This is a genomic window from Thermococcus sp. PK (assembly GCF_000430485.1).
GTDB classification, from domain to species: Archaea; Methanobacteriota_B; Thermococci; order Thermococcales; family Thermococcaceae; genus Thermococcus_A; species Thermococcus_A bergensis.
The window spans coordinates 428,289-450,263 of record NZ_KE387149.1; the positions used below are offsets into that span (position 1 = coordinate 428,289).

The 21,975-nt window shown below is 44.3% G+C and carries 19 protein-coding genes and 1 tRNA gene; 9 read left to right on the top strand and 11 right to left on the bottom strand.

All coding sequences use genetic code 11. The annotated features are described in order from the left end of the window. From THEPK_RS04230 to THEPK_RS04240, 3 genes are all read left to right on the top strand, one after another. On the top strand, window positions 1-1,054 hold a 1,054-nt coding region (locus tag THEPK_RS04230), incomplete at its 5' end, for an RNA-guided endonuclease InsQ/TnpB family protein (RefSeq protein ID WP_042698714.1). An 8-nt stretch (window positions 1,055-1,062) separates the two neighbouring features. After that, on the top strand, window positions 1,063-1,368 hold the full coding sequence (locus tag THEPK_RS04235) for a hypothetical protein (protein ID WP_232194532.1): 306 nt from the start codon (window positions 1,063-1,065) through the stop codon (window positions 1,366-1,368). Then, a complete protein-coding gene (locus THEPK_RS04240) occupies window positions 1,358-1,705 on the top strand; it encodes a PadR family transcriptional regulator (RefSeq protein ID WP_042698717.1) in 348 nt (115 codons plus the stop codon). Before THEPK_RS04235 ends, THEPK_RS04240 begins: the two co-directional genes overlap by 11 nt. Before the next feature lie 215 nt (window positions 1,706-1,920). Here THEPK_RS04240 and hisS read toward each other — a convergent pair whose 3' ends face one another. Beyond that, window positions 1,921-3,225 carry a histidine--tRNA ligase gene (hisS, locus tag THEPK_RS04245; RefSeq protein ID WP_042698720.1) on the bottom strand — a complete coding sequence of 435 codons (1,305 nt, stop codon included), beginning with the start codon at window positions 3,223-3,225 and terminating at the stop codon, window positions 1,921-1,923. Between the two features lie 33 nt (window positions 3,226-3,258). Further along, window positions 3,259-3,873, bottom strand: a complete 615-nt coding sequence (locus THEPK_RS04250) for a MarC family protein (protein ID WP_042698723.1) — start codon at window positions 3,871-3,873, stop codon at window positions 3,259-3,261. A gap of 163 nt (window positions 3,874-4,036) precedes the next feature. On the opposite strand from THEPK_RS04250, the gene THEPK_RS04255 reads away from it, so the two are divergent. The 3 genes from THEPK_RS04255 (at window position 4,037) to THEPK_RS04265 (ending at window position 5,783) form a co-directional block, all read left to right on the top strand. After that, window positions 4,037-4,114 (top strand) — tRNA-Tyr (locus tag THEPK_RS04255). Between the two features lie 139 nt (window positions 4,115-4,253). Beyond that, window positions 4,254-5,300: a transglutaminase-like domain-containing protein gene (locus tag THEPK_RS12550; protein WP_083965031.1), complete on the top strand. Its 1,047-nt coding sequence runs from the start codon at window positions 4,254-4,256 to the stop codon at window positions 5,298-5,300. A gap of 48 nt (window positions 5,301-5,348) precedes the next feature. Further along, window positions 5,349-5,783, top strand: coding sequence for a Tfx family DNA-binding protein (locus THEPK_RS04265; RefSeq protein WP_042698725.1), 435 nt, complete (start codon window positions 5,349-5,351; stop codon window positions 5,781-5,783). On the opposite strand, the gene THEPK_RS04270 is transcribed toward THEPK_RS04265, so the two are convergent. The 4 genes from THEPK_RS04270 to THEPK_RS04285 all read right to left on the bottom strand — a co-directional run bounded on the left by THEPK_RS04270 (window position 5,748) and on the right by THEPK_RS04285 (window position 8,126). Beyond that, window positions 5,748-6,422: a CidB/LrgB family autolysis modulator gene (locus tag THEPK_RS04270; protein ID WP_042698727.1), complete on the bottom strand. Its 675-nt coding sequence runs from the start codon at window positions 6,420-6,422 to the stop codon at window positions 5,748-5,750. The two genes, THEPK_RS04265 and THEPK_RS04270, sit on opposite strands and share 36 nt — an antisense overlap. Beyond that, window positions 6,419-6,760, bottom strand: a complete 342-nt coding sequence (locus THEPK_RS04275) for a CidA/LrgA family protein (RefSeq protein ID WP_042698730.1) — start codon at window positions 6,758-6,760, stop codon at window positions 6,419-6,421. Before THEPK_RS04275 ends, THEPK_RS04270 begins: the two co-directional genes overlap by 4 nt. Window positions 6,761-6,806: 46 nt before the next feature. Next, entirely contained in the window at window positions 6,807-7,202 is a 396-nt protein-coding gene (locus THEPK_RS04280) for a RidA family protein (protein WP_042698732.1), read from the bottom strand. Window positions 7,203-7,334: 132 nt separating this feature from the next. Further along, on the bottom strand, window positions 7,335-8,126 hold the full coding sequence (locus tag THEPK_RS04285) for a DUF2666 family protein (protein WP_042698735.1): 792 nt from the start codon (window positions 8,124-8,126) through the stop codon (window positions 7,335-7,337). 185 nt (window positions 8,127-8,311) lie between these two features. On the opposite strand from THEPK_RS04285, the gene lonB reads away from it, so the two are divergent. Then, the gene (lonB, locus tag THEPK_RS04290; protein WP_052315924.1) at window positions 8,312-11,566 is read left to right on the top strand and encodes an ATP-dependent protease LonB; all 3,255 of its coding nucleotides are present in this window, start codon (window positions 8,312-8,314) and stop codon (window positions 11,564-11,566) included. Here the strand turns inward: lonB and THEPK_RS04295 are convergent. Continuing rightward, window positions 11,563-11,859 (bottom strand): hypothetical protein, encoded by a 297-nt coding sequence (locus THEPK_RS04295; protein WP_042698737.1) that lies wholly within the window; start codon window positions 11,857-11,859, stop codon window positions 11,563-11,565. The genes lonB and THEPK_RS04295 overlap by 4 nt on opposite strands. A 93-nt stretch (window positions 11,860-11,952) precedes the next feature. Between THEPK_RS04295 and THEPK_RS04300 the strand changes: the two genes are divergently transcribed. Further along, window positions 11,953-13,011 (top strand): glycosyltransferase, encoded by a 1,059-nt coding sequence (locus THEPK_RS04300; protein ID WP_042698740.1) that lies wholly within the window; start codon window positions 11,953-11,955, stop codon window positions 13,009-13,011. 51 nt (window positions 13,012-13,062) lie between these two features. After that, the gene (gene tgtA, locus THEPK_RS04305) at window positions 13,063-14,799 is read left to right on the top strand and encodes a tRNA guanosine(15) transglycosylase TgtA (protein ID WP_042698743.1); all 1,737 of its coding nucleotides are present in this window, start codon (window positions 13,063-13,065) and stop codon (window positions 14,797-14,799) included. Here the strand turns inward: tgtA and nurA are convergent, their stop codons facing one another. From nurA to herA, 4 genes are read right to left on the bottom strand one after another with little or no spacing between them, the layout of a single operon-like run. After that, entirely contained in the window at window positions 14,800-16,122 is a 1,323-nt protein-coding gene (gene nurA / locus THEPK_RS04310; protein WP_042698746.1) for a DNA double-strand break repair nuclease NurA, read from the bottom strand. After that, a complete protein-coding gene (gene rad50 / locus THEPK_RS04315) occupies window positions 16,123-18,777 on the bottom strand; it encodes a DNA double-strand break repair ATPase Rad50 (protein ID WP_042698749.1) in 2,655 nt (884 codons plus the stop codon). It lies immediately after the preceding gene. A gap of 6 nt (window positions 18,778-18,783) precedes the next feature. Beyond that, the gene (mre11, locus tag THEPK_RS04320; RefSeq protein ID WP_042698752.1) at window positions 18,784-20,112 is read right to left on the bottom strand and encodes a DNA double-strand break repair protein Mre11; all 1,329 of its coding nucleotides are present in this window, start codon (window positions 20,110-20,112) and stop codon (window positions 18,784-18,786) included. Then, a complete protein-coding gene (gene herA / locus THEPK_RS04325) occupies window positions 20,102-21,835 on the bottom strand; it encodes a DNA double-strand break repair helicase HerA (protein WP_042698755.1) in 1,734 nt (577 codons plus the stop codon). Before herA ends, mre11 begins: the two co-directional genes overlap by 11 nt. Between the last annotated feature and the right edge of the window lie 140 nt (window positions 21,836-21,975).

Here is a 21,975-nt window from a genome sequence, read left to right on the forward strand (position 1 = left end):
CATCACGAGCTTTTACCGGCTGAAGAAGGAGACTTACAAGGGCCTCCGGAGGGAATACCCAGACCTTCCGAGTCATTACATTCACACGGCCTGTCAAATGGCCACCTCAATCTACAAGAGTTACAGGAAGAGAAAAAGACGAGGAAAAGCTAATGGAAAGCCTGTTTTCAAGAAAAAAGTGATAATGCTTGATGATCACCTCTTCAAACTCGACCTTGAAGGAGGATTTATTAAACTCTCAACTCCAAGTGGAAGGCTGAAACTGGAGTTTTACCCTGCAAAATACCACGAGAAGTTTAGGGAGTGGAAAATAGGGCAAGCCTGGCTTGTTAAAAACCAGATGGGAATTTTCCTCCACGTGGTGTTCTCAAAGGAAGTTGAAGTCAGAGAGCCGAAAGTCATTGTCGGCGTGGACTTGAACGAGAATAATGTAACCCTCAGCCTTCCAGACGGCGAGTTCATCCAGATCATCACCCACGAGAGGGAGATTAGGACTGGTTACTTCGTAAAGAGGAGGAAGATTCAGAGGAAGCTTAGGGCTGGAAAGAAAAGGGAAGAGCTTCTGGAAAAGTATGGGAGAAGGGAGAGGAACAGGCTGAATGACCTTTATCACAAATTGGCTAACAAAATCGTTGAATTAGCTGAAAAATACGGTGGTATTACCTTGGAGGACTTAACGGAAATCAGGAACACAATAAGGTATTCGGCTGAAATGAACGGTCGCTTGCACAGGTGGAGTTTTAGAAAGCTTCAATCCATTATCGAGTATAAAGCCAAGTTAAAGGGTGTGAGTGTCGTTTTTGTTGATCCTGCTTACTCTTCATCCCTGTGCCCGATATGTGGGGGAAAGTTAAGCCCGAATGGGCACAGGGTTTTAAAGTGCTCGAATTGTGGTTTTGAGGCTGATAGGGATGTGGTTGGCTCGTGGAATATTCGCTTGAAAGCCCTGAAGATGTGGGGAGTTTCCGTTCCCCCCGAAAGCCCTCCGATGAAGACGGGAGGAGGGAAGCCTACCCGTTACGAAATTAACGCCCTACACGCACTTTACTGGTAGGCAGAACGGTGACTCCAAGTCTCACTAATGCTCTCGTTTCCATGCTCGAACGCTACTTGGCCACTCTGTTTCATGCCGGAACAACCGTGGTTTTGGCTTACTCCTACAAGAACGGCTTTGGGAAGAAAGCCCTGCTGGCTTTGAGCGTTGCTCACGGCATAATAGACACCTTTGCTGCATATTACCAGTTCAAGCCATCACCAGTGGTTTTGGCTGTGATCTATGTGCTCCTCTTGACTGTCTCAGTGCTCTTGCTCCGCTATGGCTTGCCCAAAGTGAAGGAGGAGAGGGAGGAAGACAGGATTGTTTGGTGACCACAAGAAAAAGGCATTGGAGAAATTCAGAAAAGAAATTAGGGCGGGAATATACGCTTATTTAGTCCTTTCTTTTTTAAAAAAAGAGAAAACTCACGGTTATGCCTTAAGAAAAGCCCTTGAAAACATCAGTGGGGGAAAATTTGTGCCAAGTGAGAGCACTCTCTACGGAATCCTCAGGACCCTTGAGAGGTATAACCTGATAAAGGGAGAATGGATGGAAGTTGGAGGGCGGGTGAGGAGGTACTATGAGATAACCAAAACAGGAGAAGAAGTCCTTGAAGAGCTGAGAGAAGAGATCGAGCTTATGAGAAAGGTGCTCGAAAAAGATTTTTGAATTTTATTTCATAAAATCTCTTTTAAACCCCCTTTTAGAAACTTTTGTTGGTGAGTCGAAATGCTGAGGAAGCTCCTTAGTTACTGGAGGGCAAGGTGCCCCGTTGTTCGAGCAATAGAAAAATGGCGTCTTGAGAGAAAGAAAAACAAATTTGAGGTAAAGAAAAAGTTCAGCTAGTCGATCCTTTCATCACCCTTCAGCGACGGGTTTGCTCATCACAGCATCTTTTTCACTTCTTCCACGGTCTTTTCTATTGGGATCGTTATTTGCTCTCCGCTTTTCATGTTTCTTATTGTGACCTTCCCCTCGGCTAGGTCTCTCTTTCCGAGAATCACCACAACTCTCGCGCCTATGCTGTTGGCGTAGTCAAGCGCCTTGCTTAGTTTTCTTCTTTGAATATCATATTCTGCCTTAATCTTTGCCTTTCTCAGCATCTGGGTTATCTCTATTGCTTTTTTCTTTATCTCAAGCTCATTTCCTATGTACACAATGAAGACGTCACTTCCAACTTTAAGCTCTGGCAGAAGTCCTTTGCTCTCCAAGATTGGGATTAGCCTTTCTATACCAATTGCAAAACCCGTTGCTGGGGTTGGCTTTCCTCCGAAGACCTCTATAAGGTTGTCGTATCTTCCCCCGCCGCCTATCGATCCGATACCAAGGTCATTTGGAGCTATTGCCTCAAAGACTATGCTGGTGTAGTAGTCAAACCCTCTGGCTATTCCGAAATCTACCAATGCGTAGTTCTCAACGCCATAGGCTTTCAGCAGTTCAAAAAGCTCTTCAATCTTCTTCAGTTCTTCTCTTGCAGTTTCACTTTCGAAAAGCTCGTACGCTTTTGGTAAAACATCATCGGGCTTGCCCTTCAGTTCTATTAGGGCGAAGACCTTTTCTATCTCTTCTTCACCGAGCCCAAACTCTCTTAGGCTCTTTGTGAAGTCCTCTCTGCTCATCTTGTCTTTTTTGTCTATCAGCCTCATGAGCCCGATATCGTCTTCCACGCCGAGCATCTTCGCAAACTCATCCAAAATGACTCTGTCCCCAATGTTGACTGTGAATTCTCTCAAGCCTGTGTTGAGGTAGCTTTCTATGAAAAGTGCGATAACCTCGGCATCAGCCTCTATGTTTGGAGAGCCTATAAGCTCAACTCCCGCTTGCCAGAACTCTCTCAGCCTTCCACTCTGCGGCTCCTCGTAGCGGAACATGTTCGCTATGTAATACCATCTTATTGGCTTCGGTGCGGTTTGAAAAGAATTAACGAAGAGCCTCGCAACGCTTGAAGTCAAATCAGGTCTGAGGGCGATGTTTCTTCCACCTTTGTCTTCAAAAGCGTATAACTGCTCAACAACCTCTTCCCCGCTCCGCAACTCGAAGAGCTTTGTGTACTCGAAAGTTGGTGTGAGTATCTCCTTAAACCCATAAGCTTCGAAAACTTCCCTTATTTTCTCAAACACGTATCTTCTCTTTGCCATATCCTCGGGAAGCAGATCTCTTGTTCCCTTAACTCGCTGAATTCTGTCCATCTCTCTCACCTACCAGATTGAAAGAATAGAGAGTTAAAAAGTTGTTGATGCCATGAGCTTTAGGAATATTCCTCCAACGCCTTCCACCATCATCTGGGCTCCAATGGCCATTGTAAAGAGACCAATTATTCTGATAAACACGCCAAGCGTTGTTTTGCTTACGTTTTCGACGGCGTAGAGGGTTATTATCATGATAAGAGCAGTGGTTAATATAGCTATTACGATTGCCAGAGCAGAGACCTCTATGCCGTATTCTGCTGTTAGTGTTATTGCGGTTGTGATTGCTGCCGGACCAGCTATTAAGGGCGTGGCAACAGGTACGGCTGCTAAGGCTAAAATATTCTTCTCCTTTTTGAGCGTTACCATACCACCGCCTTCGAGAGCTTCAAGACCTATTTTGAAGAGCACAAAACCGCCTGCTACTCTGAGGGCGTTCAAATCTATGTGGAATATATCTTGCAGTATTATCTTTCCAGCCAGGGCGAAGAGAATCAGAAGGAAGAACCCTATGAGGCTGGCTCTTATTATCAGCTGTTTTATGTCCTCTATGTGGAAGTCTTCCCTAAGCAGGCTAACCAGGAGTATTTTGTCGCTTGGGTCTATCATGATTATCATAAGCAGTGCAGATCTGAGAACTTCACTTATCATGTTCATCGAAAGATTTTCAAGGGAAGTCGCTTATAAACTTATGCTATGCTATGATGAAACCGGCACTGGATGATTGGTGATTAACGCTCGGTTGTCTGAGCATCACAGAAAGATTTATAAACCACTTCGAGATGAGTAGTGATTGAGGGCTGGGCTGTAGGGTCCCGCGGTAGCCTAGCCTGGGAGTGGCGGCGGACTGTAGATCCGCAGGTCGCCGGTTCAAATCCGGCCCGCGGGACCACCAAAAGTTTTTGACGTTTTTGGAGTCCTTAATTCCGAAACTTCAGTTCTTGTGGCCTTCAATTCCTGAAGGAGTATTCAATTGCTTTCTTGGTACTCCAAGCAGAAAACGTATAAATGACAATTTCATTTCTGGTATTATGAAGTCAAAAATAGCCCTTGTAGCACTGATTCTTCTTTCTGTGGTTGGTGGGTGCATCTCCTCTCCTAGATTATACTCTCCTTCGATAGAATCTGAAATACCCCCAACTCCCTTAGAAGCGTGTGGAGAGGAAAGTTACTACTTCTTGGATTCCGCCATAGAATGCCTGATAACTCCGGAAGAAGTGGAGACGCTTCTTCCAATTGCGGACGAATTACAAGAGGGAGACATAAGGGAAGACGTCTGGAAAATTCTTGAATGGGAAGAAGACAACATAAGGTATGATTTTGAGAAAGCATCCCTTTCACCTGCAAAAATAACAACATATCTGACGGGAAGAGTGGAAATAACCGGTGGCTCAAAAATCCAAAGCCCCTCAGAGACCGTGACCCTTGGAAAGGGGATATGCACGGATTATACAGTTTTAACAATTGCCCTACTGTTTGCAATGAACTACACTGAAGCTTACGCCCTTGAAATAAATTTCGAAAACAGCGAAACAGGCCATGCAGCAGCTTTAGCGAAGATTGGCGGGAAGTTCTTTGTTCTGGATCAGAAACCTCCCGTTATGGATTTGGGGAGCTACTACCTCCACTGGAAGAAGGTTGAAGGGAAGGCAATTTCAAATGCGACCCTTTATCGGGTTCGATGGAGCGGGGGAGCAGATGTTGAGAAGCTTGCGGTGCTCTACTCATCGGACTTCCTGAACGAAGACTACGTTTTCACGCACTTCGATGCCGTAAGGCTGACGCGGGAAGTCGTAGAAAAAATAGAGGACGAGTTTCCAAATCTAAAGAAAGACGAGAACCTTAAATCCGGAAAGCTTATCGGGTATTCTTCTGGGAAGAAGTGGACTATAACTCTCCCTAATTTTGCCATGTATTACAGTCCGGAGTTCCACGAGCAGTTTGTGGACTATATCTACTCCAGCATAAAAGACACCCCAGAAATCTTGGCAGATTTGCGGGATTACCGCTTTTTCTGGGTCAATGCTGAAACTGAGGGGGATGATCTTAAGATAGAGCTTATCCTGGCGAGGAAGTAGTCAAAAACCTTTTAACCTCTGAAATCAAGTTAAACTATGGTGTTTAAAATGAAGACCTTCCTCACGGAACAGCAGATCAGAATACTTCGTCTAAGGGCTAAGGGGCTAAAACAGAGTGAGATAGCTGAAATTCTGGGCACAAGCAGGGCAAATGTGAGTATTTTAGAAAAGCGCGCACTGGAAAAAATTGAAAAGGCTAAAAACACCCTTCTGCTGTGGGAGCAGATAAATTCCAAGGTCGCCATTGAAGTCAAAAAAGGAGAAGACATTTTTAAGGTCCCAGACAGGCTTTTCGAGAAAGCCGATGAAGTTGGGGTAAAGGTTCCCTACACAACTCCAGAAATTATAGCCTTCCTCGTTGAAAACGCTCCGATAGAGGAGAGAATAGCAAAGAAGAACTTTGTTCTGTTTTTGGACACCCGCGATAAGCTTAAGGTGAGCGAGCACTTACTGGAGGAGCTTGAGGAGATAGGGAAGGATTAAGGACGTGAAAACACCGTTTAGTGCCATTGCAAGGCCACTGACTGCCCCAGAAAGCTCATCAACCAGTATTATCCTTGCGGTTCCTAGGCCGTGAGAAGTAACTCCCATTGCAAGCCCTCTCGCAACCCGGTCCTTTATTTTGAAAGCATCTAGCATCTCAACTCCAATGGCATTTCCTAGTATTCCCGTTAGTATGACTAAAACTGCCGTTAAAGGTGGTATGCCTCCTATCTTCTCACTAACCCCTATGGCTATTGCCGTTGTAATGCTCTTAGGGGCTATGCTTAGAAGAACGCTCTCGCTACCACCAAAAATCTTTGCAACGTAAAATGCGCTTAGGATTGCTAGCGTCCCACCAAAGACTATTCCCGCGAATATCTCCTTTGAATACTCCTTTATTATTCCTCTCTGCTTATAGAGGGGGACTGCAAGGCTAACAACTGCCGGGCTTAAAAGGTAGCTTATAATCTTGGCACTCTCCATATAAGTCTCGTAGCTAATCCCTGTCAGATGTAGGATGAACGCTATTGCGATTATAGAAAGCATGACAGGATTTAAGTAGAAGGCTCTTTTCTTTTCATAAATCTTTGAAAATAAGTAGAAAACTGCAATCGTTAGAAAAATTCCGAGGGAGTTCATTTTTCGCCACCTCTTAGGAGTTCAACGAACTTCGCCGTTAAAATCAACGTAAGAGCAAAGCTTATCACCAAGGCCCCAAAAATCGGGACTGCCTGGCTTTTTATGAGCCCCCAATATGTTATGACTCCAACTCCTGGTGGGATAAACATCACGCTCATATTCTTTATGAAGAACTCTGCTTCTTTTTCAACGTCTTTCAGCTCTACAACGTTGAATAAAAGTGCAAAAGTTAGCAAAATCATTCCGATGACGTTCCCGGGTATTGGAAGATTAAATGCTTCGCTCAAGAGCTCTCCAATGAAGAGAAAACCGAAGATTATGCCAAGTCCCTTGTACATAAGCATCATAAAAAACTAAGATACAGAAAGATAAAAATCTAACGAATCACTCAAAGATTGCTATTGCTTCTATCTCTACCTTGACTCCCTTTGGAAGCTTTCCTACCTGCACCACTGCCCTAGCTGGCTTTGAATGCCCGAAGTATTCTTCATACACTTTATTGAACTCTTCGAAGTCGTTTATGTCATCCAAATAAACGTTGACCTTTACAACATCATCAACTGTCGCCCCTGCGGCTTCTAGAACTGCTATCAGGTTCTCTATTGCTTGCCTTGCCTGCTCTCTTATGTCTCCTTTAACGAGTTCCCCTGTTTCTGGGTTTATTGGAATCTGTCCTGAAATGAAGAGTATCTTATCCGGGTTTTCAACCAAGATTGCCTGGCTGTATGGCCCTATTGGCTTCGGAGCGTTCTCGGTATAGATCACATTCCTCTTCACCATTGCAATCACCTCCGAATTTTATTATGGAATTGTTATTAAAAACTTTTCGGAAAAAAGAATTAAGAATCAGCGAAGCGAAGAGTCCTCATCGGGCTCCTCGGGTGTCCTCGGCCTCATCATCTTATCCTCTTTTCAACTCTTCTCAAGATACTTTTCTAGGGACTTGGACGGAACGTCAATTGAAAGCCCAACCTTCTGCAGAGCTATCCTTAGAGCATAGACTTTTGCATGCCCCGCGAATTCTTCCGGTGCATACTGTTCTATTGGGATGGTGAGGAGCTTATCTACAAGCGCTTTTATCTCGCTATCACTTTTAGCCTTTTTGATGTCTCCAAACCATCCTTCTATTCCTTTTAAATCTATTCCGGCATATACAGGAATCTTTGAAACAGTTGTTTCATTTATGCTTGCTAAGATTCTTGCAACATCTGCCATTGGAGTTTTATCGTCTATTATAAGCCTTTTCACGACTATCCAGCTTCCATGTTTGGCTGTGAAGTTTATGTGATCCTCATTATACATGAGCGTGGTTCTAAGCTCCCTTATGGGCTCTTCCGGGTAGCTGACGGGGAACTTCTTTGAGAGCGCTTCCCTTGCTAGCAACGCTTTCGCGGCATCCAGAAGGAGCTTTTTGAGTTTTTTATCATCTTCGAATATCATTGGATTAAGTTTTCTTGAAGTTCCTGGAGATTTCAGGGTTTTTAAAACCTCCCAAGGCTCTTTCTCTCCTATCTCCTCGGCTAGATTCCTTATTCTGGCAATATCCATGACGTCTGTTAGATACTCTGGGATCTTCAGATTGACGGTATTTGAGACACTTGCAAGGAAGTGGGCTATTTTGTGGTCTTCCATCATTACCAATTTATCTCCAACTTTCCAGTCTTTGTGGTTTGCCGTGAAAGCTATGTGATCTTCAATTTTCATTTTTATCACCTCATGTCTTTTTCGGATTCTTATTATTTTAGCTTTTCTAAGCTCGTCGATTTTCTTTAAAAAAAGTTTATAAGTTCACTCAAGCAACCGTAGTTTGGGAGAGGTGAGGTATTTTGAGCGAGGAGATTAACAGCGTTGAAAAAGAGCGCTCATATGGTGAAAACCTTGAATTGGGGATGGATTTCCAGACTACTGAGGAAATTAAAGTCCCTGAAAAGTTAATAGACCAAGTTATCGGTCAAGATCATGCTGTTGAGGTAATAAAAACCGCAGCGAAACAAAAAAGGCACGTGCTGTTAATAGGTGAGCCCGGTACAGGTAAATCCATGTTGGGCCAGGCCATGGCGGAACTCCTCCCAACTGAAAATCTTGAGGATATTCTAGTCTTTCCAAACCCAGAAGACGAAAATATGCCCAAGATAAAGACAGTTCCGGCATGTCAGGGCAGACAAATAGTGGAGCGCTACAGGCAGAAGGCAAAGGAGCAAGAGAACATAAAGTCATATCTGCTGCTTTTTGTGCTTTTCGTGGTAATGATTGCGGTTCTTCTGGACCGCTCAGCCCAAACTCTGCTGTTCGGAGTCTTTGTGCTTATTGTGTCTTTGATGGCTTTATCAAACATGAGGCTTAGGAATCAAGTTTTGGTACCAAAGCTTCTTGTTGACAATTGTGGAAGAACTAAGGCTCCATTCGTTGATGCAACTGGAGCTCATGCTGGAGCTCTGCTTGGAGACGTTAGGCACGACCCGTTCCAATGTTTTAGCGGTGAAGAAAGCATTGTAATTGAAAAAGGCAAAAAGAAAAGAGTGTTCAAACTTAGGGAGTTCGTTGATAGTGCCCTCAAAGAGCCCTCTGGAGAAGGAATGGACGGAAAGATTAGGGTGGTTTATAAGGATCTTCAGGGAGAGGACGTAAAAATACTCACAAAGGATGGATTTGTAAAGCTCCTCTATGTCAATAGAAGGGAAGGAAAGCAAAAGCTTAGAAAAATAGTAAACCTTGAAAAGGATTACTGGCTTGCATTAACCTCTGAACACAAAGTGTACACGGAAAGAGGTCTTAAAGAAGCTGGAGAGATAACCAAGGATGACGAAATAATAAGGGTACCCATTACAGTTGTCGACAAGTTTGATGTTGCTAAAACCTATAATGAGGAAGACAAACTCAAAGCTTACCTCCGCTGGAAGGAGTATCACGAAAAAACTGGTAATGGTTACAAGAAAGCTGCAAAGGAGCTTGGCATCAAGGAAAGTACACTTCGCTGGTGGGCTCAGGGAGCAAAGCCAAACTCACTCAAAATGATAGAGGAGCTTGAAAAGCTCAACTTACTTCCATTAAACAGTGAAGACAGCAGACTCGAGAAGATAGCAAGGATTTTGGGTGCTCTCTTTAGCGATGGAAGCATCGATAAAAACCTCAATACTTTGAGCTTTGTTTCGAGCGAAAAGGAAGCCATTGAGCTTTTTGTGAAAACACTTGGCGAGCTCTTTGGAGATTTCGATTACGAGATTAAAGAGAACCGTGAGAGCAGAGGGAAGAGCATTCTTTTTAGAACATGGGACAGAAAAATTATAAGGTTCTTTGTTGCACTTGGTGCACCAGCTGGCAATAAGACCAAAGTCAAGTTTGAGCTTCCGTGGTGGATCAAGCTTAAGCCATCAATCTTCCTCGCCTTCATGGATGGTTTCTATAGCGGCGATGGTAGTGTACCGAGGTTTGCTCGTTACAAAGACGGCATAAAATTCAATGGAAGTCTTGAAATAGTCCAGCTTACCGATGAGCTTGAAAAGAAGCTCCCATTCTTTGAGGAAATAGCGTGGTATCTAAGCTTCTTTGGGATTAAAGCGAAAGTCAGAGTGGATGAAGCGAGAGGTAAACACAAGGTGAGGCTTATATTGTCCCAGTCCGTAGACAATGTACTCAACTTCCTTGAGTTCATTCCGATAAGCCTTTCTCCAGCAAAGAGAGAAAAGTTCCTTAGAGAAGTCGAGAAATACCTAGCGGCTGTTCCAGAATCAAGCCTTGCCGAAAGGTTTGGAGAGCTCAAGGAGCGTTTTGAAAAGATTAAAAGGGGACAGAGAAGGCACTTCATCGAAAGCTGGGAGGAAGTAGAGGTTACTTACAACGTAACTACAGAGACAGGAAATCTACTTGCCAATGGTCTATTTGTTAAGAACTCTGGAGGTCTCGGCACTCCAGCCCATGAAAGAGTTGAGCCCGGAATGATTCACAGAGCACACAAGGGTGTGCTATTCATAGATGAGGTAGCCACCCTTAGCTTGAAGATGCAGCAAAGCCTTCTCACTGCCATGCAGGAGAAGAAGTTCCCAATAACGGGCCAGAGCGAGCTCTCAAGCGGTGCTATGGTGAGAACAGAGCCTATACCATGTGACTTCATCTTGGTTGCAGCAGGAAACCTCGACACGGTTGATAAGATGCATCCTGCTCTCCGTTCGAGAATAAGGGGTTATGGTTACGAAATATACATGAGAACCACAATGCCCGATACAATTGAAAACAGAAGAAAGCTCGTGCGTTTTGTTGCACAGGAAGTTGCGAAAGACGGCAGAATACCTCACTTCACCAGGGATGCCGTTGAGGAGATAATTAGGGAAGCTCAGAAGAGAGCTGGCAGGAAAGGCCATCTTACCTTGAGGCTTAGGGATCTTGGAGGTGTAGTAAGGGCTGCTGGAGACATAGCGGTTAGGGAAGGAGCTAAATACGTTACCAGAGAGCACGTACTAAAGGCGTTACAGCTAGCCAAGCCACTCGAAAAGCAGCTGGCAGATTGGTACATAGAGAGAAAGAAGGAGTACCAGGTTATTAAGACCGAGGGCGGAGAGATTGGAAGGGTAAATGGCCTTGCAGTTATAGGGGAACAGAGCGGTATTGTGTTGCCGATTGAAGCTGTGGTCGCTCCTGCTGCGAGCAAAGAAGAAGGTAAGATAATAGTGACAGGTAAGCTTGGGGAGATAGCAAAGGAAGCCGTCCAAAACGTGTCAGCTATAATAAAGCGCTACAAGGGAGAAGACATAAGCCGCTACGACATTCACGTTCAGTTCCTGCAAACATACGAAGGTGTTGAAGGTGACAGCGCAAGCATAAGCGTTGCGACAGCAGTCATTTCAGCTCTTGAAGGAATTCCCGTAAAGCAGAGTGTTGCCATGACCGGTTCGCTGAGCGTCAGGGGAGAGGTTTTACCCGTGGGAGGAGTCACACCAAAGATAGAAGCTGCAATTGAAGCCGGAATAAAGCAGGTTATAATTCCAAAGGCAAACGAGAACGACGTTTTCCTAAGCCCTGACAAGGCAGAAAAGATAGAAATAATCCCTGTTGAGAGAATCGATGAAGTTCTTCAGATAGCCCTCGAGGACTCAGAAAAGAAAGATGAACTGATAAAGAAAATCAGGGAAGCCCTGCCATTTGCTTAATCCTCAAGAAGCTCAGACAGCCCTGCACATTCTATTATCTTTTTTGCTATTTCCTTGCTTGCTTCGATGTCGGTGAGTTCTTTTATGATTATTTTTCCACTGGGATATATGCTCGTTTCGTAGCCGTCTATTACCGCTATCGCCATCATTTTGGGAATAACGCTTTTTACCTCGTAGCCTTTATCTTTTAGGCATTCTGCAGTCCTTTTTAAATCAATCGTGACCTCTTTGTCCCACGAATAGGGCTGAACTATCATTCCCTTCATGGTTGTGCATGGTTTTGAAATGATCATACTACCACCAGTTTCTATTTCGGGGGAGTGCTTTTATAGATTTCTACAGCCCGGCTATTGAAAAAGTTAAAAGCCAAAAGTAGAATTTAGGTCATGCTGCTTGAGATGCTCTTAGCTATAATCCTCCTCTGGGATAGTTATTTTTTCGTTAACTACCTCCTTAGTCTAGTTAAGCCTTATAAAACCGGAAACTTTGCCCCTTTTGTAAGCGTATTGATACCCGCCTACAATGAGGGAGAGAACATAGTGGACTCCATAAAGTCGGCTCTCTCTCAGGATTATCCTGATTTTGAGGTTATCGTTATTGATGATGGCAGTGAAGATGACACGTTCGAGAGGGCCCTCTCTTTGAAAGACCTGAGGCTGAGAGTTTTTAGAAAGGCCCATGAAGGAAAGGCAAAAGCGCTTAACTTCGGACTCTCAAAAGCAAAGGGTGAAATAATAGTTACCACCGATGCGGACTCTATCCTTTCGCCAAACGCGTTGAAATCTCTGGTAGAGAGGTTTTATTCTATGGACGTTGTTGGGGTTGGGGGGCAAGTGAGGGTCTTGGGAAGCTCTTTCTTGGAGAGAGCTCAGGACGTTGAGCATCTCAGAATTGCTATGTTCAGACGGGCTAAGGAGCTTGAAGACCTAAGCGTTGCTCCCGGCCCAATCTCGGCCTTCAGAAGAGAAGCCTTGGAGCGGATTGGTGGGTTTGTCGAGAGTGAAGTTGAGGACTACGCAACAACAAAAGAGCTCAAGAAACTTGGGAAGGTTCTCTATGCCCCAAAGGCAAGGGTCTACACGAGAATGCCAAAGACACTTCCAGAACTTTGGAGGCAGAGGAGGAGATGGTTTCTGGGTGATTTAAAGCATCTTGGAGGAGGGCTGGAGAAAGAGCTCTTTTTCCTGATCTTGGGCGATTTCGTTGCTCTTCTCGATGTAGTAGTTCCGGTTGCACTGCTCTTAAAGGGAAACTTTGATTTATTCTTGCTGTTCTTAAGTTATGAGGTGCTTACCCTTCTTATCCCTACGGTTGTTGAGGGAGGTTCCCTCCTAAATGCCCTTCTCTTTCCAGTATTTCTGTGGTTCTGGGCTCTGTTTTATCTTTCTCTCCACCTCTATGGCTATCTCCGGACGCTGCTGGGAATTTTGCAAAGTTTGCGCTGAAGTCTCCTTAGGTTTTTAAACTCAAATTCTGAATTCTCTGTGGTGAGGAAAATGGACTTCAAATTCGAGATAAAAGCGCGAGATGCTGCGGGAAGAATAGGGAAAATTGAAGTTAACGGGAAAAAGCTCGAAACTCCAGCTATTATGCCCGTAGTTAACCCTAAGCAGCTCATAGTGACTCCTAAAGAGCTCAAAGAAATGGGCTTTGACATTATAATCACGAACTCCTACATAATTTACAAAGACGAAGAGCTGAGAGAGAAAGCCCTTGAAAATGGTATTCACAGGCTTTTGGGCTACGATGGCATAATAGAGGTCGATTCCGGAAGCTTCCAACTTATGAGATATGGTGGAGTAGAGGTTACCAATAGAGAGATTATAGAGTTCCAGCACAAGATAGGCGTTGACATAGGGACGTTTCTAGACATCCCAACAATTCCAGATGCTCCAAGGGAGAAAGCTGAAGAGGACCTTAAGATAACACTCGAGAGAGCAAAAGAGGCTGAGAGCATAAAGAGCATACCCATGAATGCCACCGTTCAGGGCTCAACATATCCCGACCTGAGAACCTACGCCGCTAGAAAATTAAGCGAAATGAACTTTGAGATCCATCCGATTGGTGCCGTTGTTCCGTTAATGGAGAGCTACCGCTATAGGGATTTGGTTGATGTTGTAATAGCCTCAAAAATTGGGCTAAGACCGGACAGACCTGTTCACCTCTTCGGCGCTGGGCATCCGATGGTATTTGCTCTGGCAGTTGCGATGGGAATTGACCTCTTTGATTCGGCAAGCTACGCCCTTTACGCTAAAGACGACCGTTACATGACACCTGAAGGAACCAAGAGGCTTGAAGAGCTTGAGTATTTCCCATGCTCATGCCCTGTTTGTTCTCGCCATACACCGCAAGAGCTGCGCGAGATGTCAAAGGAAGAGAGAACGAGGCTTCTAGCCCTTCACAACCTATGGGTCATTAGAGAGGAGTTAAACAGGGTGAAGCAGGCAATAAAAGAGGGAACCCTCTGGCAGCTAGTTGATGAGCGTTCAAGGTCTCACCCAAAAATGTTTGCCGCTTACAAAAGGCTGCTTGAATACAAGGACTACCTCGAGGAGAACGAGCCGATAACAAAGGCCTCTGCCTTTTTCAAGGTTAGTGAGGAGATCATGAAAACTCCCGTAGTTTTGAGGGCAAAGCAAAGAGCTGAAAGGGTAAAAGGGAAGTTCCCGGAGACAATCAGCCATCCCATTTTTGGCGAAATTCCAAAATACCTGAGCTTAACTTTCCCGTTTGCCCAGAGCGAGGGGGAGGAAGACTTCACAATAGAGAAGCCCTCAAAGGAGGAAGCGAAGCTTTACGTTCAGGCTGTTGCTGAATATCAGTTTGGCGAAGGAGCGAGTGAAGCCTTTAAAGATATTTTTGTCGAGCTCTCAAGAAAGACCGGAATGCCAAGACAGATAAAAGCGGGAGGCAAGCACGTGGCAACTTTTAGAGCGGAAGACGGTCTTTTGACCCTTGGAATCGAAGGAGCAAGAAGACTGCACAAGCTTCTCCCCTATCCAATGAAAAGGGTTGTTGTTAATGAAGACGCGGAGCCCTTTGCAAGAAAGGGGAAGAACGTCTTTGCGAAGTTCGTGATTGATGCAGACGAGTCTATAAGGCCATACGACGAAGTTCTTGTGGTGAATAAGAACGACGAGCTTTTGGCAACCGGACAAAGCCTGTTAAACGGCAAAGAACTTAAGATATTTCAGCAGGGCCTTGCGGTAAAAGTTAGAAGGGGAGTTGAGTGATCACTCGAGCGGAGACCTTCCATATTTTATGAAAACCCTCAGCTCTTTGTCTTTCTTTTTCAGATAGTTCATGAGGGCTTCAAGCTCAGCTCTGAAGGCTTTTTGTTCAATTTTTACCCCTTCGTGGGCTCTCTGGAGCGGTCTTATATAGCCGTTGCTCTCGTGCCACAGCAATTTTGCTATCAGCTCATCGTTGATTGAGGTGTTGGATTGGAGCAGGTATATGATGCCCCCCTTCATGGTTCTTATATACGCTGAGGGAACTCCCGTTTCTATGAACCTCTGGACGGTGGGGAAGTATTTCCTCAAAATCCTCGGCAGACGGTGGGCTATTTTCTTTTTTTCTTCAGCCCTTTCCGGGTCGTATATTACACAGTAACCGGGAAGTTCTTCGCCATGCGTTTTGACAAGATATGCATCGATAAACGGCACGTCAAGGAGATCTATGCCCAGTTTTGACGTGATTTTCCTGTTGTAGAAGCTCTTTGCGATGTAGATTAGCTCCCTTTGGAGGAGCTTCTCTAGTGAGTAGAGGTACTCCAGATAGCCTAGGACAACATGAATGGTGTTTCTTGCCTCTTCAAGGGTTAATGTCTTTGGCTCACTGTATTCATCCAGCTCTTCGGCAATTTTTATTATCTCACTTCTGGGAATCTCGGCTTTTAGCGCATCCCTCAACCTCTTTAGGGCACCGTCGTAGTTTACAATCTCTTTGCCTTCCATTGCTTTGTAGAACTCTGAGTATTCATCTATAACCTCGTCCGCGAGTATAACTCCACTGTAGAGCTCCCTTTCCTCAGCAAGGCGCTTTTCTAAATCGAGATAGTGCTCATCGAGCCTCTCCATGAAGTCCCTGATGAGTTCTCCCAGTTTATCTTCTCCCAACGTATGAATTAAGGTGGTTATCCCTTTAACGCTCTCGGGATAAACGGGAGGTCTTGTTAATGAACCGGTGAGCGTTCCGTCCATCAAAATCATATGCTCCTCATTCCCTACTAGCGCCCCGAGCTTGTTTTCTAAAGTCTCCATTTGAAGTCTTATTATCTGGTCGGAAATTCCATGGTTGTATGTCATGGCATTTGTATAGACCAGCCGAGCACTTTTACCGTTTCCAAAGGCAAAAGAGGCAACTGTATAAATTATTGTTCCACTCAGCCTTGCCTTTCCTTGACTTCCATCAACAGCATAAACTTTGCTCTCCTTTTTTTCGGGGAGAGGTCTCCAATCTACTCTGCCCTTTAGGGCTCCTTCAACTTCTTTGAGTTCTCCTTTGAGCATCTGGAGGATTTTGTCTGCTTGATATTTGGAAATGAGGCGGTACATTCATCCCACCTCTACTTCTTCTACTCTCGAAGTGCCGTTTTCAAGCCTGACTCTCACCACTCTATCTGCGGCATCCTTGAGCTCCTCGTCGTGCGAAACTATTATTACCTGGGGGATTTTCCTCAGATATCGCTCCATTATGTCCACGAGCCTTCTTCTCCTCTCCTCGTCGAGATAAGGTGTCGGCTCATCCATTATGAGGAGGGGAATCTCTCCCGCAAGGTAGAGGGATAGAGCCAATCTAAACGCCAGACCGAGGGCTATTCTCTCACCACCGCTCAAGAATGAAAGCTCCCTTTCTTTTCCATCGTATATAACCCCAAGAACAACTTTGTTCTCTTTTGCCTTCACAGTTATTCCAGAGTACTTCTCTTCTGTTAGTTCCTCAAATATTTCGCTCGCGTATTCTCCAACTTTTGCAAGTGCATCTTCCTTGAGGAGGTTTTTAAATACCCTGACCTTTTCTCTGAGCTCTTGAACTTTTTCTCTGGCTTTTTTCAGCTCTTCAAGCTCTTTTTTCTTGTTCTTAACGTTTTCCCTCTCCTTCTGGAGGCTCTCTAGGTTTTTGCTCAACTCCTCTTTTCTTTTTTCGAGGTTTTCAAGCTCAGTTTCTGCCTTCGTTAGGGCTTCTCTTGCCTCAACATATTCTCTTCTCAGCTTTTCGTGCTCTTCTTTGTTGTACTTTTTCTCGAGCTCAGCAACTCTCTCATCCAGCAGTGAAAGCTGTGCTTCAAGTTTGTGTTTTTGCTTTTCCAGAACCTTTAATTCTTTTTCTTCTCTGCTAAGGCGTTTTTCTTCTTTCTCTAGTTCTTCTTTAACGTCCAAAAGTTTGAGGTACTCCTCGTAGAGAGGTCTCAATTTTTCGAGCTCTACTTTAAGTTCGCTCTCATTTTCAAACCCAAGTTCCTTGAGTTTGTTCTCATATCCCTGAAGCTCTCTTTTGGCGTTTTCTATCTTGCCCTCTATGCTTATCTTCATTCTTTTGAACACCGGCTTCTTTTTGAGCTCTTCAACAATCCCCTTGAGCTTGCCTTCAAGCTGGTTTTTCTCCCTTGAGAGTTCTTCGTACTCTTTGGCCTTTTTCTCAAGCTCGTTGATGTTGAACTGTGCCAGTTTTTCCTCGTGTTCTTTTATCTGTTTCAATATTCCTTCGTTTTCTATCACTATGCGTTCTTTGTTCAAAGTCTTTTCAATGCTTACGAGCTCGGCTCTGAGCTTCTTTTCTTCTTCTTCGAGCTCTCTTATTTTTGCTTTGTATTCGCCGATTTCTGCTCTGTAGCTTGCGATAAGCTCTTCTCTGTGCTCATCTGTAAGCTCGGCACCGCAGACAGGACACTTTCCTTCGGCTTTCATTAGTTCTGCTATTGCTTTGTCTCTCTGTTCAGAAAGACTCCTGAGTTTTCCTTTTTCTTCCCCAATTTTTTCCAGCCTATCGCGGATTTCGTCTCTTCTTCTCTTTGCCTCTTCTATCTCGTCTTTGAGAACTTTAATGTCCTCCTCGCTAAGGGATAATCTATTCTTTAGGGTCTCTATTGTCTTCTTGATTCTCGTGGCTTCTTCGTATTCTTCTGCAGCCCGCTTCAGGCTTTCAAGCTTTTCTTCTATCCCGCCAATTTTTTCTTCAAGCTCTTTCAGCTCTTTTTCTTTCTGCAAGAGCTCTTTGAGTCTTTCTTCTATCTGAGAAAGCTTTCCTTCGTAGCCTTTAAGCTCTTTTTCAATTCTTGCTTTTACTTCACTGTATTCTCTCTGGAACTTTTCGAGCTCTTTGTACCTCTTGGCTTGGGGTTTAATTTCTTCGAGCTTTTCCAGCTTCTTCCTTAGCTCTTCTATTTTCTTTTTCCTCTCATCTATTGATTCAAGCAGTGCATTTATTCTCGTTGCTACCCCTTTGAGAGTCTTTTCGAGTTCATTTCTCTCTTCTTTTACTTTATTGAGCTGTTCCAAAAGATCGTCAAGTTGGTAGAGTCTCTCCTTTATCTTCTCGGCATTTTCTCTCAGTTTCGGGATTTTGGGGGAAATCTCGTTTATTCCCTTTATTACCTCTGTCAAGTTCTTTTGTGTTTGCTCTATTATTTCGTCAATGTTCCTCATTGCTGTAAGGTACTCCTCAATTGCGTTAATCTTCCGGTCTATAGCTTTTCTGACTTCGAGGAGGTTGTTGTACGCGTTTTCATATTTGTCCAACCCAAGAACTTTTCTAACGACTTTTTCTCTGCTCTCATCACTCTCTAAAATTGCGTCGATTTCGCCTTGCCTTATGTATATTGCATTCACAAATACATCATAGGGAATCATTTTTTCCATCCAGTTCCTCACGGGCTGCTGACCGGCTTCAGTTGCATAATGCCACTCATCACCGTCTTGATACTTGACGAAAGCTATACCTCTGGTTATGTTCCTGTGGAGCTGGTATCGTACATTATCTTTTTCAAAGAATACCGTTATTTCTGTGCTTTTTCCGTTCACCCTGAGGATGTCTTCCTTCTTGAGGTCTTTGGGCTTTGTGGGCCAATAAAGCCCGACGAGTATCGCATCGAGGAGGGAACTTTTTCCAGAACCGTTTTGTCCTATTATCAGGTTTATCCCGGGTGTAAACGTTACCTTTGTGAACTCATGTGAGCGGAAATCTCTCACTATTATTTTCTCAATCCTCATTTCCTCTCACCCTTTGAGCCAGGACAATAAGTCCGATTTCTTCTCTGGTGGCTTTTTTATCTTCTTGATTTTCTTCTCTTCAGGCTTCTTTTCCCCCTCTTCTTGTTTCATAACAACCTTTTCTTTAACTTCCTCTTTTCTCTCTTCTTTGTTGGGCGTAGATTCTTTCTCAGGTATAGAGCCTCTTAAGAAGAGCTCGATAACTTCTTCAAAAGCTTCAAATTCCTTCTCGCCAACAAGTTCGAGTATTTTGAGCTCTAGGGGATTAAAGAACCCTCTTAGATCTGTGGTTTGGGTTGGCCTGAAGGATGGTCGTTTGAACTTCGTTCTTATGTGGAGGTATTCAACTTCGAAGATTTCGTGGAGAAAAGACACGTCAAAAGGCCTCTCCCATTCAATGTCCACCCTCAAGAAAGCTTCCTTTGGTATCTTTGTGCTCAGCTTTTTGAGCTCCTGCCTTGCAGCCCTTTCGTCGGCTTTAATTTTAACATCGTAGAAAGGCCTAACGTCGAGTTTTACAAACCTTGGTTTGAAATCTTCAACTATCAGAAATCCCTTGTCCTCTCCGGCTTGGGGAACAAAAGTCTCTCCGTTCCACCTGTATCTTATTTCGTAGTCCCCAAAGTCCCACCTCTCCAATGAACCGGGATAAGCAACTACACCTAATCCTTTGTTTGTCTGCCACTTTTTGTGTATGTGCCCCATTGCGTAGTAAAGAAAGCCCTCTGGCAGGTCTTCGAGGGTTATCTCGAAGTAGTCCCTCTGCGTTTCCAGTCTCAGGCTGTCCATCATTTCCTTTATCCCCTGGTGGAGCATAAGCACAGCGTCTCCGCTTGGCTTAAAGTACTCGCTCAGCTTGTTTCTCTCAAACCATGCAGCACTCATGAACTTCAACCCATAAATCTCTAGGCTTTTGTTCCCTTTTTCGAAGACCCCTTTGACGATTAGCTTTCCATTGACTTTTTCTGTGGTTTGATACGTGTTTTCTTTTTTCTCCTCGCTGAAGCCGAGAACGTACATCAACCCCAGGGATTCTAGAAGATTGTATGCGGAAATCCTCTTTTGGGTTCTGTCGTGGTTTCCTTCAATTGCAAAAACCGGAATTCCTTCTTCTTTTGGGATCGAAAGGATGTCTATGGCTTCCTTTATTGTCTGGGGGCTTGGGTTGCTGCGGTGAAAGAGGTCTCCCGCAATAAGTATAAAGTCCACTTTTTCCTCAACTGCCTTTTTTATTGCAGTCTCAAAGGTTTTTCTAAACTCCTCGGCTCTGTAGGGCAGTCTGTACTGCTCAAACCCAAGATGTACATCTGCAATGTGGGCAAATTTAAAGGTCATACTCTATCCCCTCATCTTCATAAGCCTGCTGAATTTCTTCCTCTCTCTTCTCTTCTTCTGCTCTTTTACGCCACCTTGATACAACTCCTATGTCCTCTCCTCCATAATCGCCGCCCTTTTCTTTGAAGTTGTAAATCTTAACAAGCGCTGGAAGGGCTATTGCTTGGCCAACTATAACTGCCTCTCCTTTTCCGAGGGAGGCTATGTCAGCTAGCAAGTCGTTGCTCAACTGCTCGCTTGCCTTTAGGACATACTCTTGGTCTCTTGGGTTTACAATCCTCAGGATTATCTTGGTGTTTGTCTGGCTTAAGACGTCTTCATTAAGTTTGTTTGGTCTTTGGGATACTATTCCAAGCCCAACTCCAAACTTTCTTCCTTCCCTGGCAATTCTGCTCAAAACCCTCACGGCATCATTGTGTTCTCCTTGCGGGGCAAAGATGTGTGCCTCCTCCACTATCATGAGTATTGGCTCAGCAAGTGCTTTACTTTTCTTTTCGATGCTCTTCATAAGTTCTTTGAGCTCTTCGATTTCTTCTTCGAGTTTTGATGTTTTCGCAGCCCTGCTTTCTCTTAGCTCTTCTTCTATGCGTTCAAGAGTCTTTCTGGCTTTTTCATAGTCTACCCTTGCCTCAAATATTCCCTGGAGCAGTTTTCCGACAACGACTTTCATTTGGCCCTCGTCTAAGGGCCCGAGGTCGATAACGTTTGCCTTTCCAGGCTCAATTTGGGATATTAAGTCCTCACTGGTTAATAATCCCCCATAATTTCTCAAAAATCTCCTAAGCCTTAAAACAACTCCCCTTAACGTCTCTACCCTATCTGATTTGAGTTCTTCCGTTAGATAGTCCTTTTTTCCTTCATCCCAGTAAATTGCCGCTTTATTTCTGATCCAGTCGTTTATCGTCTCCATGAGCTTTTCGATAAGTTCTCTCCCACCCAAGTTTGGATTTTCGTATTTGATTGTTTCCCATGCTTTAGCTAGAAATTCTCTCTGTATGGTGGCGTTTTTTGCGACCTCTATTAGGTCTGCCAGCTCTTCACTATCCATTTCTTCAGGTCTTATTTTGGCATCTATTATCTTGACGTATTTCTTCCCAGTGTCTGGAAGCTTCAGCTTTACGTAATCTCCGTGCGGGTCTAGGACAACTACCGTCCCCCTGAGCTTTTCGACGATCTGGCTTATCATCACTGCAACGGTGTTTGACTTACCTGCTCCGGTAACTGCCAAAACGGCAAAATGCCTTGATACAAGCTCGTCAGCGTTCAGATATATTGGCACGTTTTCCCTTAGGAGGAGAGTTCCCACGTTGATGTATCCCTCTCCGGGGTTGTATATTGCCTTGAGGACTTCGTCGCTTAGCCTATAAACAGTTCTTCCATTGGGGATTGGGACTCTGTTTGGTAAAACATCAATTCTCTCGCCGTTAAAATTGAGTTTGCCCAGCACCCTTACGCTAGCGATAACTTCTTCATTGTCCTCAATGCTCTCTCCGTATTGCTCCAAATCAAGCTGAAGAGATTGATATGTGCTTTTTCCACTTATGAGGAGCCAATTTATGTTTTGGAGCTTTCTGATTGTGCCGATAACCCATTCCCCGTTTCTGTTCTGGGCAACGACAAACTCCCCAAACTGTAAATTCACATCGGGGTGAGCGGAAAAATCATACCCTATGACACTTGCCTCACCTTTAACAATACCCACGGCCTCTTCCGCTATTTTCATTGTACCACCTTCATTTAATTAACTACCTCCAGGCTGGTTATAAACTTAACCCTAGTTCCCATTAGATCGTTAGAGTTATAAGCACTTAAGTCTTTTGGTTGATTGGTGGTTGTTATGAACTTTCAGCAGGAAATCCTGAT

Bases quoted from the DNA above. Each gene is read 5' to 3' on its own strand.
- rad50 (WP_042698749.1), bottom strand. From the start codon at position 18,777: ATGAGGATTGAGAAAATAATAGTGAGAGATTTCCGCTCACATGAGTTC.
- THEPK_RS04280 (WP_042698732.1), bottom strand. From the start codon at position 7,202: ATGGTGAAGAGGAATGTGATCTATACCGAGAACGCTCCGAAGCCAATA.
- mre11 (WP_042698752.1), bottom strand. From the start codon at position 20,112: ATGACCTTTAAATTTGCCCACATTGCAGATGTACATCTTGGGTTTGAG.
- THEPK_RS04275 (WP_042698730.1), bottom strand. From the start codon at position 6,760: ATGTACAAGGGACTTGGCATAATCTTCGGTTTTCTCTTCATTGGAGAG.
- lonB (WP_052315924.1), top strand. From the start codon at position 8,312: ATGGATTTCCAGACTACTGAGGAAATTAAAGTCCCTGAAAAGTTAATA.
- tgtA (WP_042698743.1), top strand. From the start codon at position 13,063: ATGGACTTCAAATTCGAGATAAAAGCGCGAGATGCTGCGGGAAGAATA.
- hisS (WP_042698720.1), bottom strand. From the start codon at position 3,225: ATGGACAGAATTCAGCGAGTTAAGGGAACAAGAGATCTGCTTCCCGAG.
- THEPK_RS12550 (WP_083965031.1), top strand. From the start codon at position 4,254: ATGAAGTCAAAAATAGCCCTTGTAGCACTGATTCTTCTTTCTGTGGTT.
- herA (WP_042698755.1), bottom strand. From the start codon at position 21,835: ATGAAAATAGCGGAAGAGGCCGTGGGTATTGTTAAAGGTGAGGCAAGT.
- THEPK_RS04295 (WP_042698737.1), bottom strand. From the start codon at position 11,859: ATGATCATTTCAAAACCATGCACAACCATGAAGGGAATGATAGTTCAG.
- nurA (WP_042698746.1), bottom strand. From the start codon at position 16,122: ATGTACCGCCTCATTTCCAAATATCAAGCAGACAAAATCCTCCAGATG.
- THEPK_RS04265 (WP_042698725.1), top strand. From the start codon at position 5,349: ATGAAGACCTTCCTCACGGAACAGCAGATCAGAATACTTCGTCTAAGG.
- THEPK_RS04250 (WP_042698723.1), bottom strand. From the start codon at position 3,873: ATGATAAGTGAAGTTCTCAGATCTGCACTGCTTATGATAATCATGATA.
- THEPK_RS04300 (WP_042698740.1), top strand. From the start codon at position 11,953: ATGCTGCTTGAGATGCTCTTAGCTATAATCCTCCTCTGGGATAGTTAT.
- THEPK_RS04285 (WP_042698735.1), bottom strand. From the start codon at position 8,126: ATGAAAATTGAAGATCACATAGCTTTCACGGCAAACCACAAAGACTGG.
- THEPK_RS04270 (WP_042698727.1), bottom strand. From the start codon at position 6,422: ATGAACTCCCTCGGAATTTTTCTAACGATTGCAGTTTTCTACTTATTT.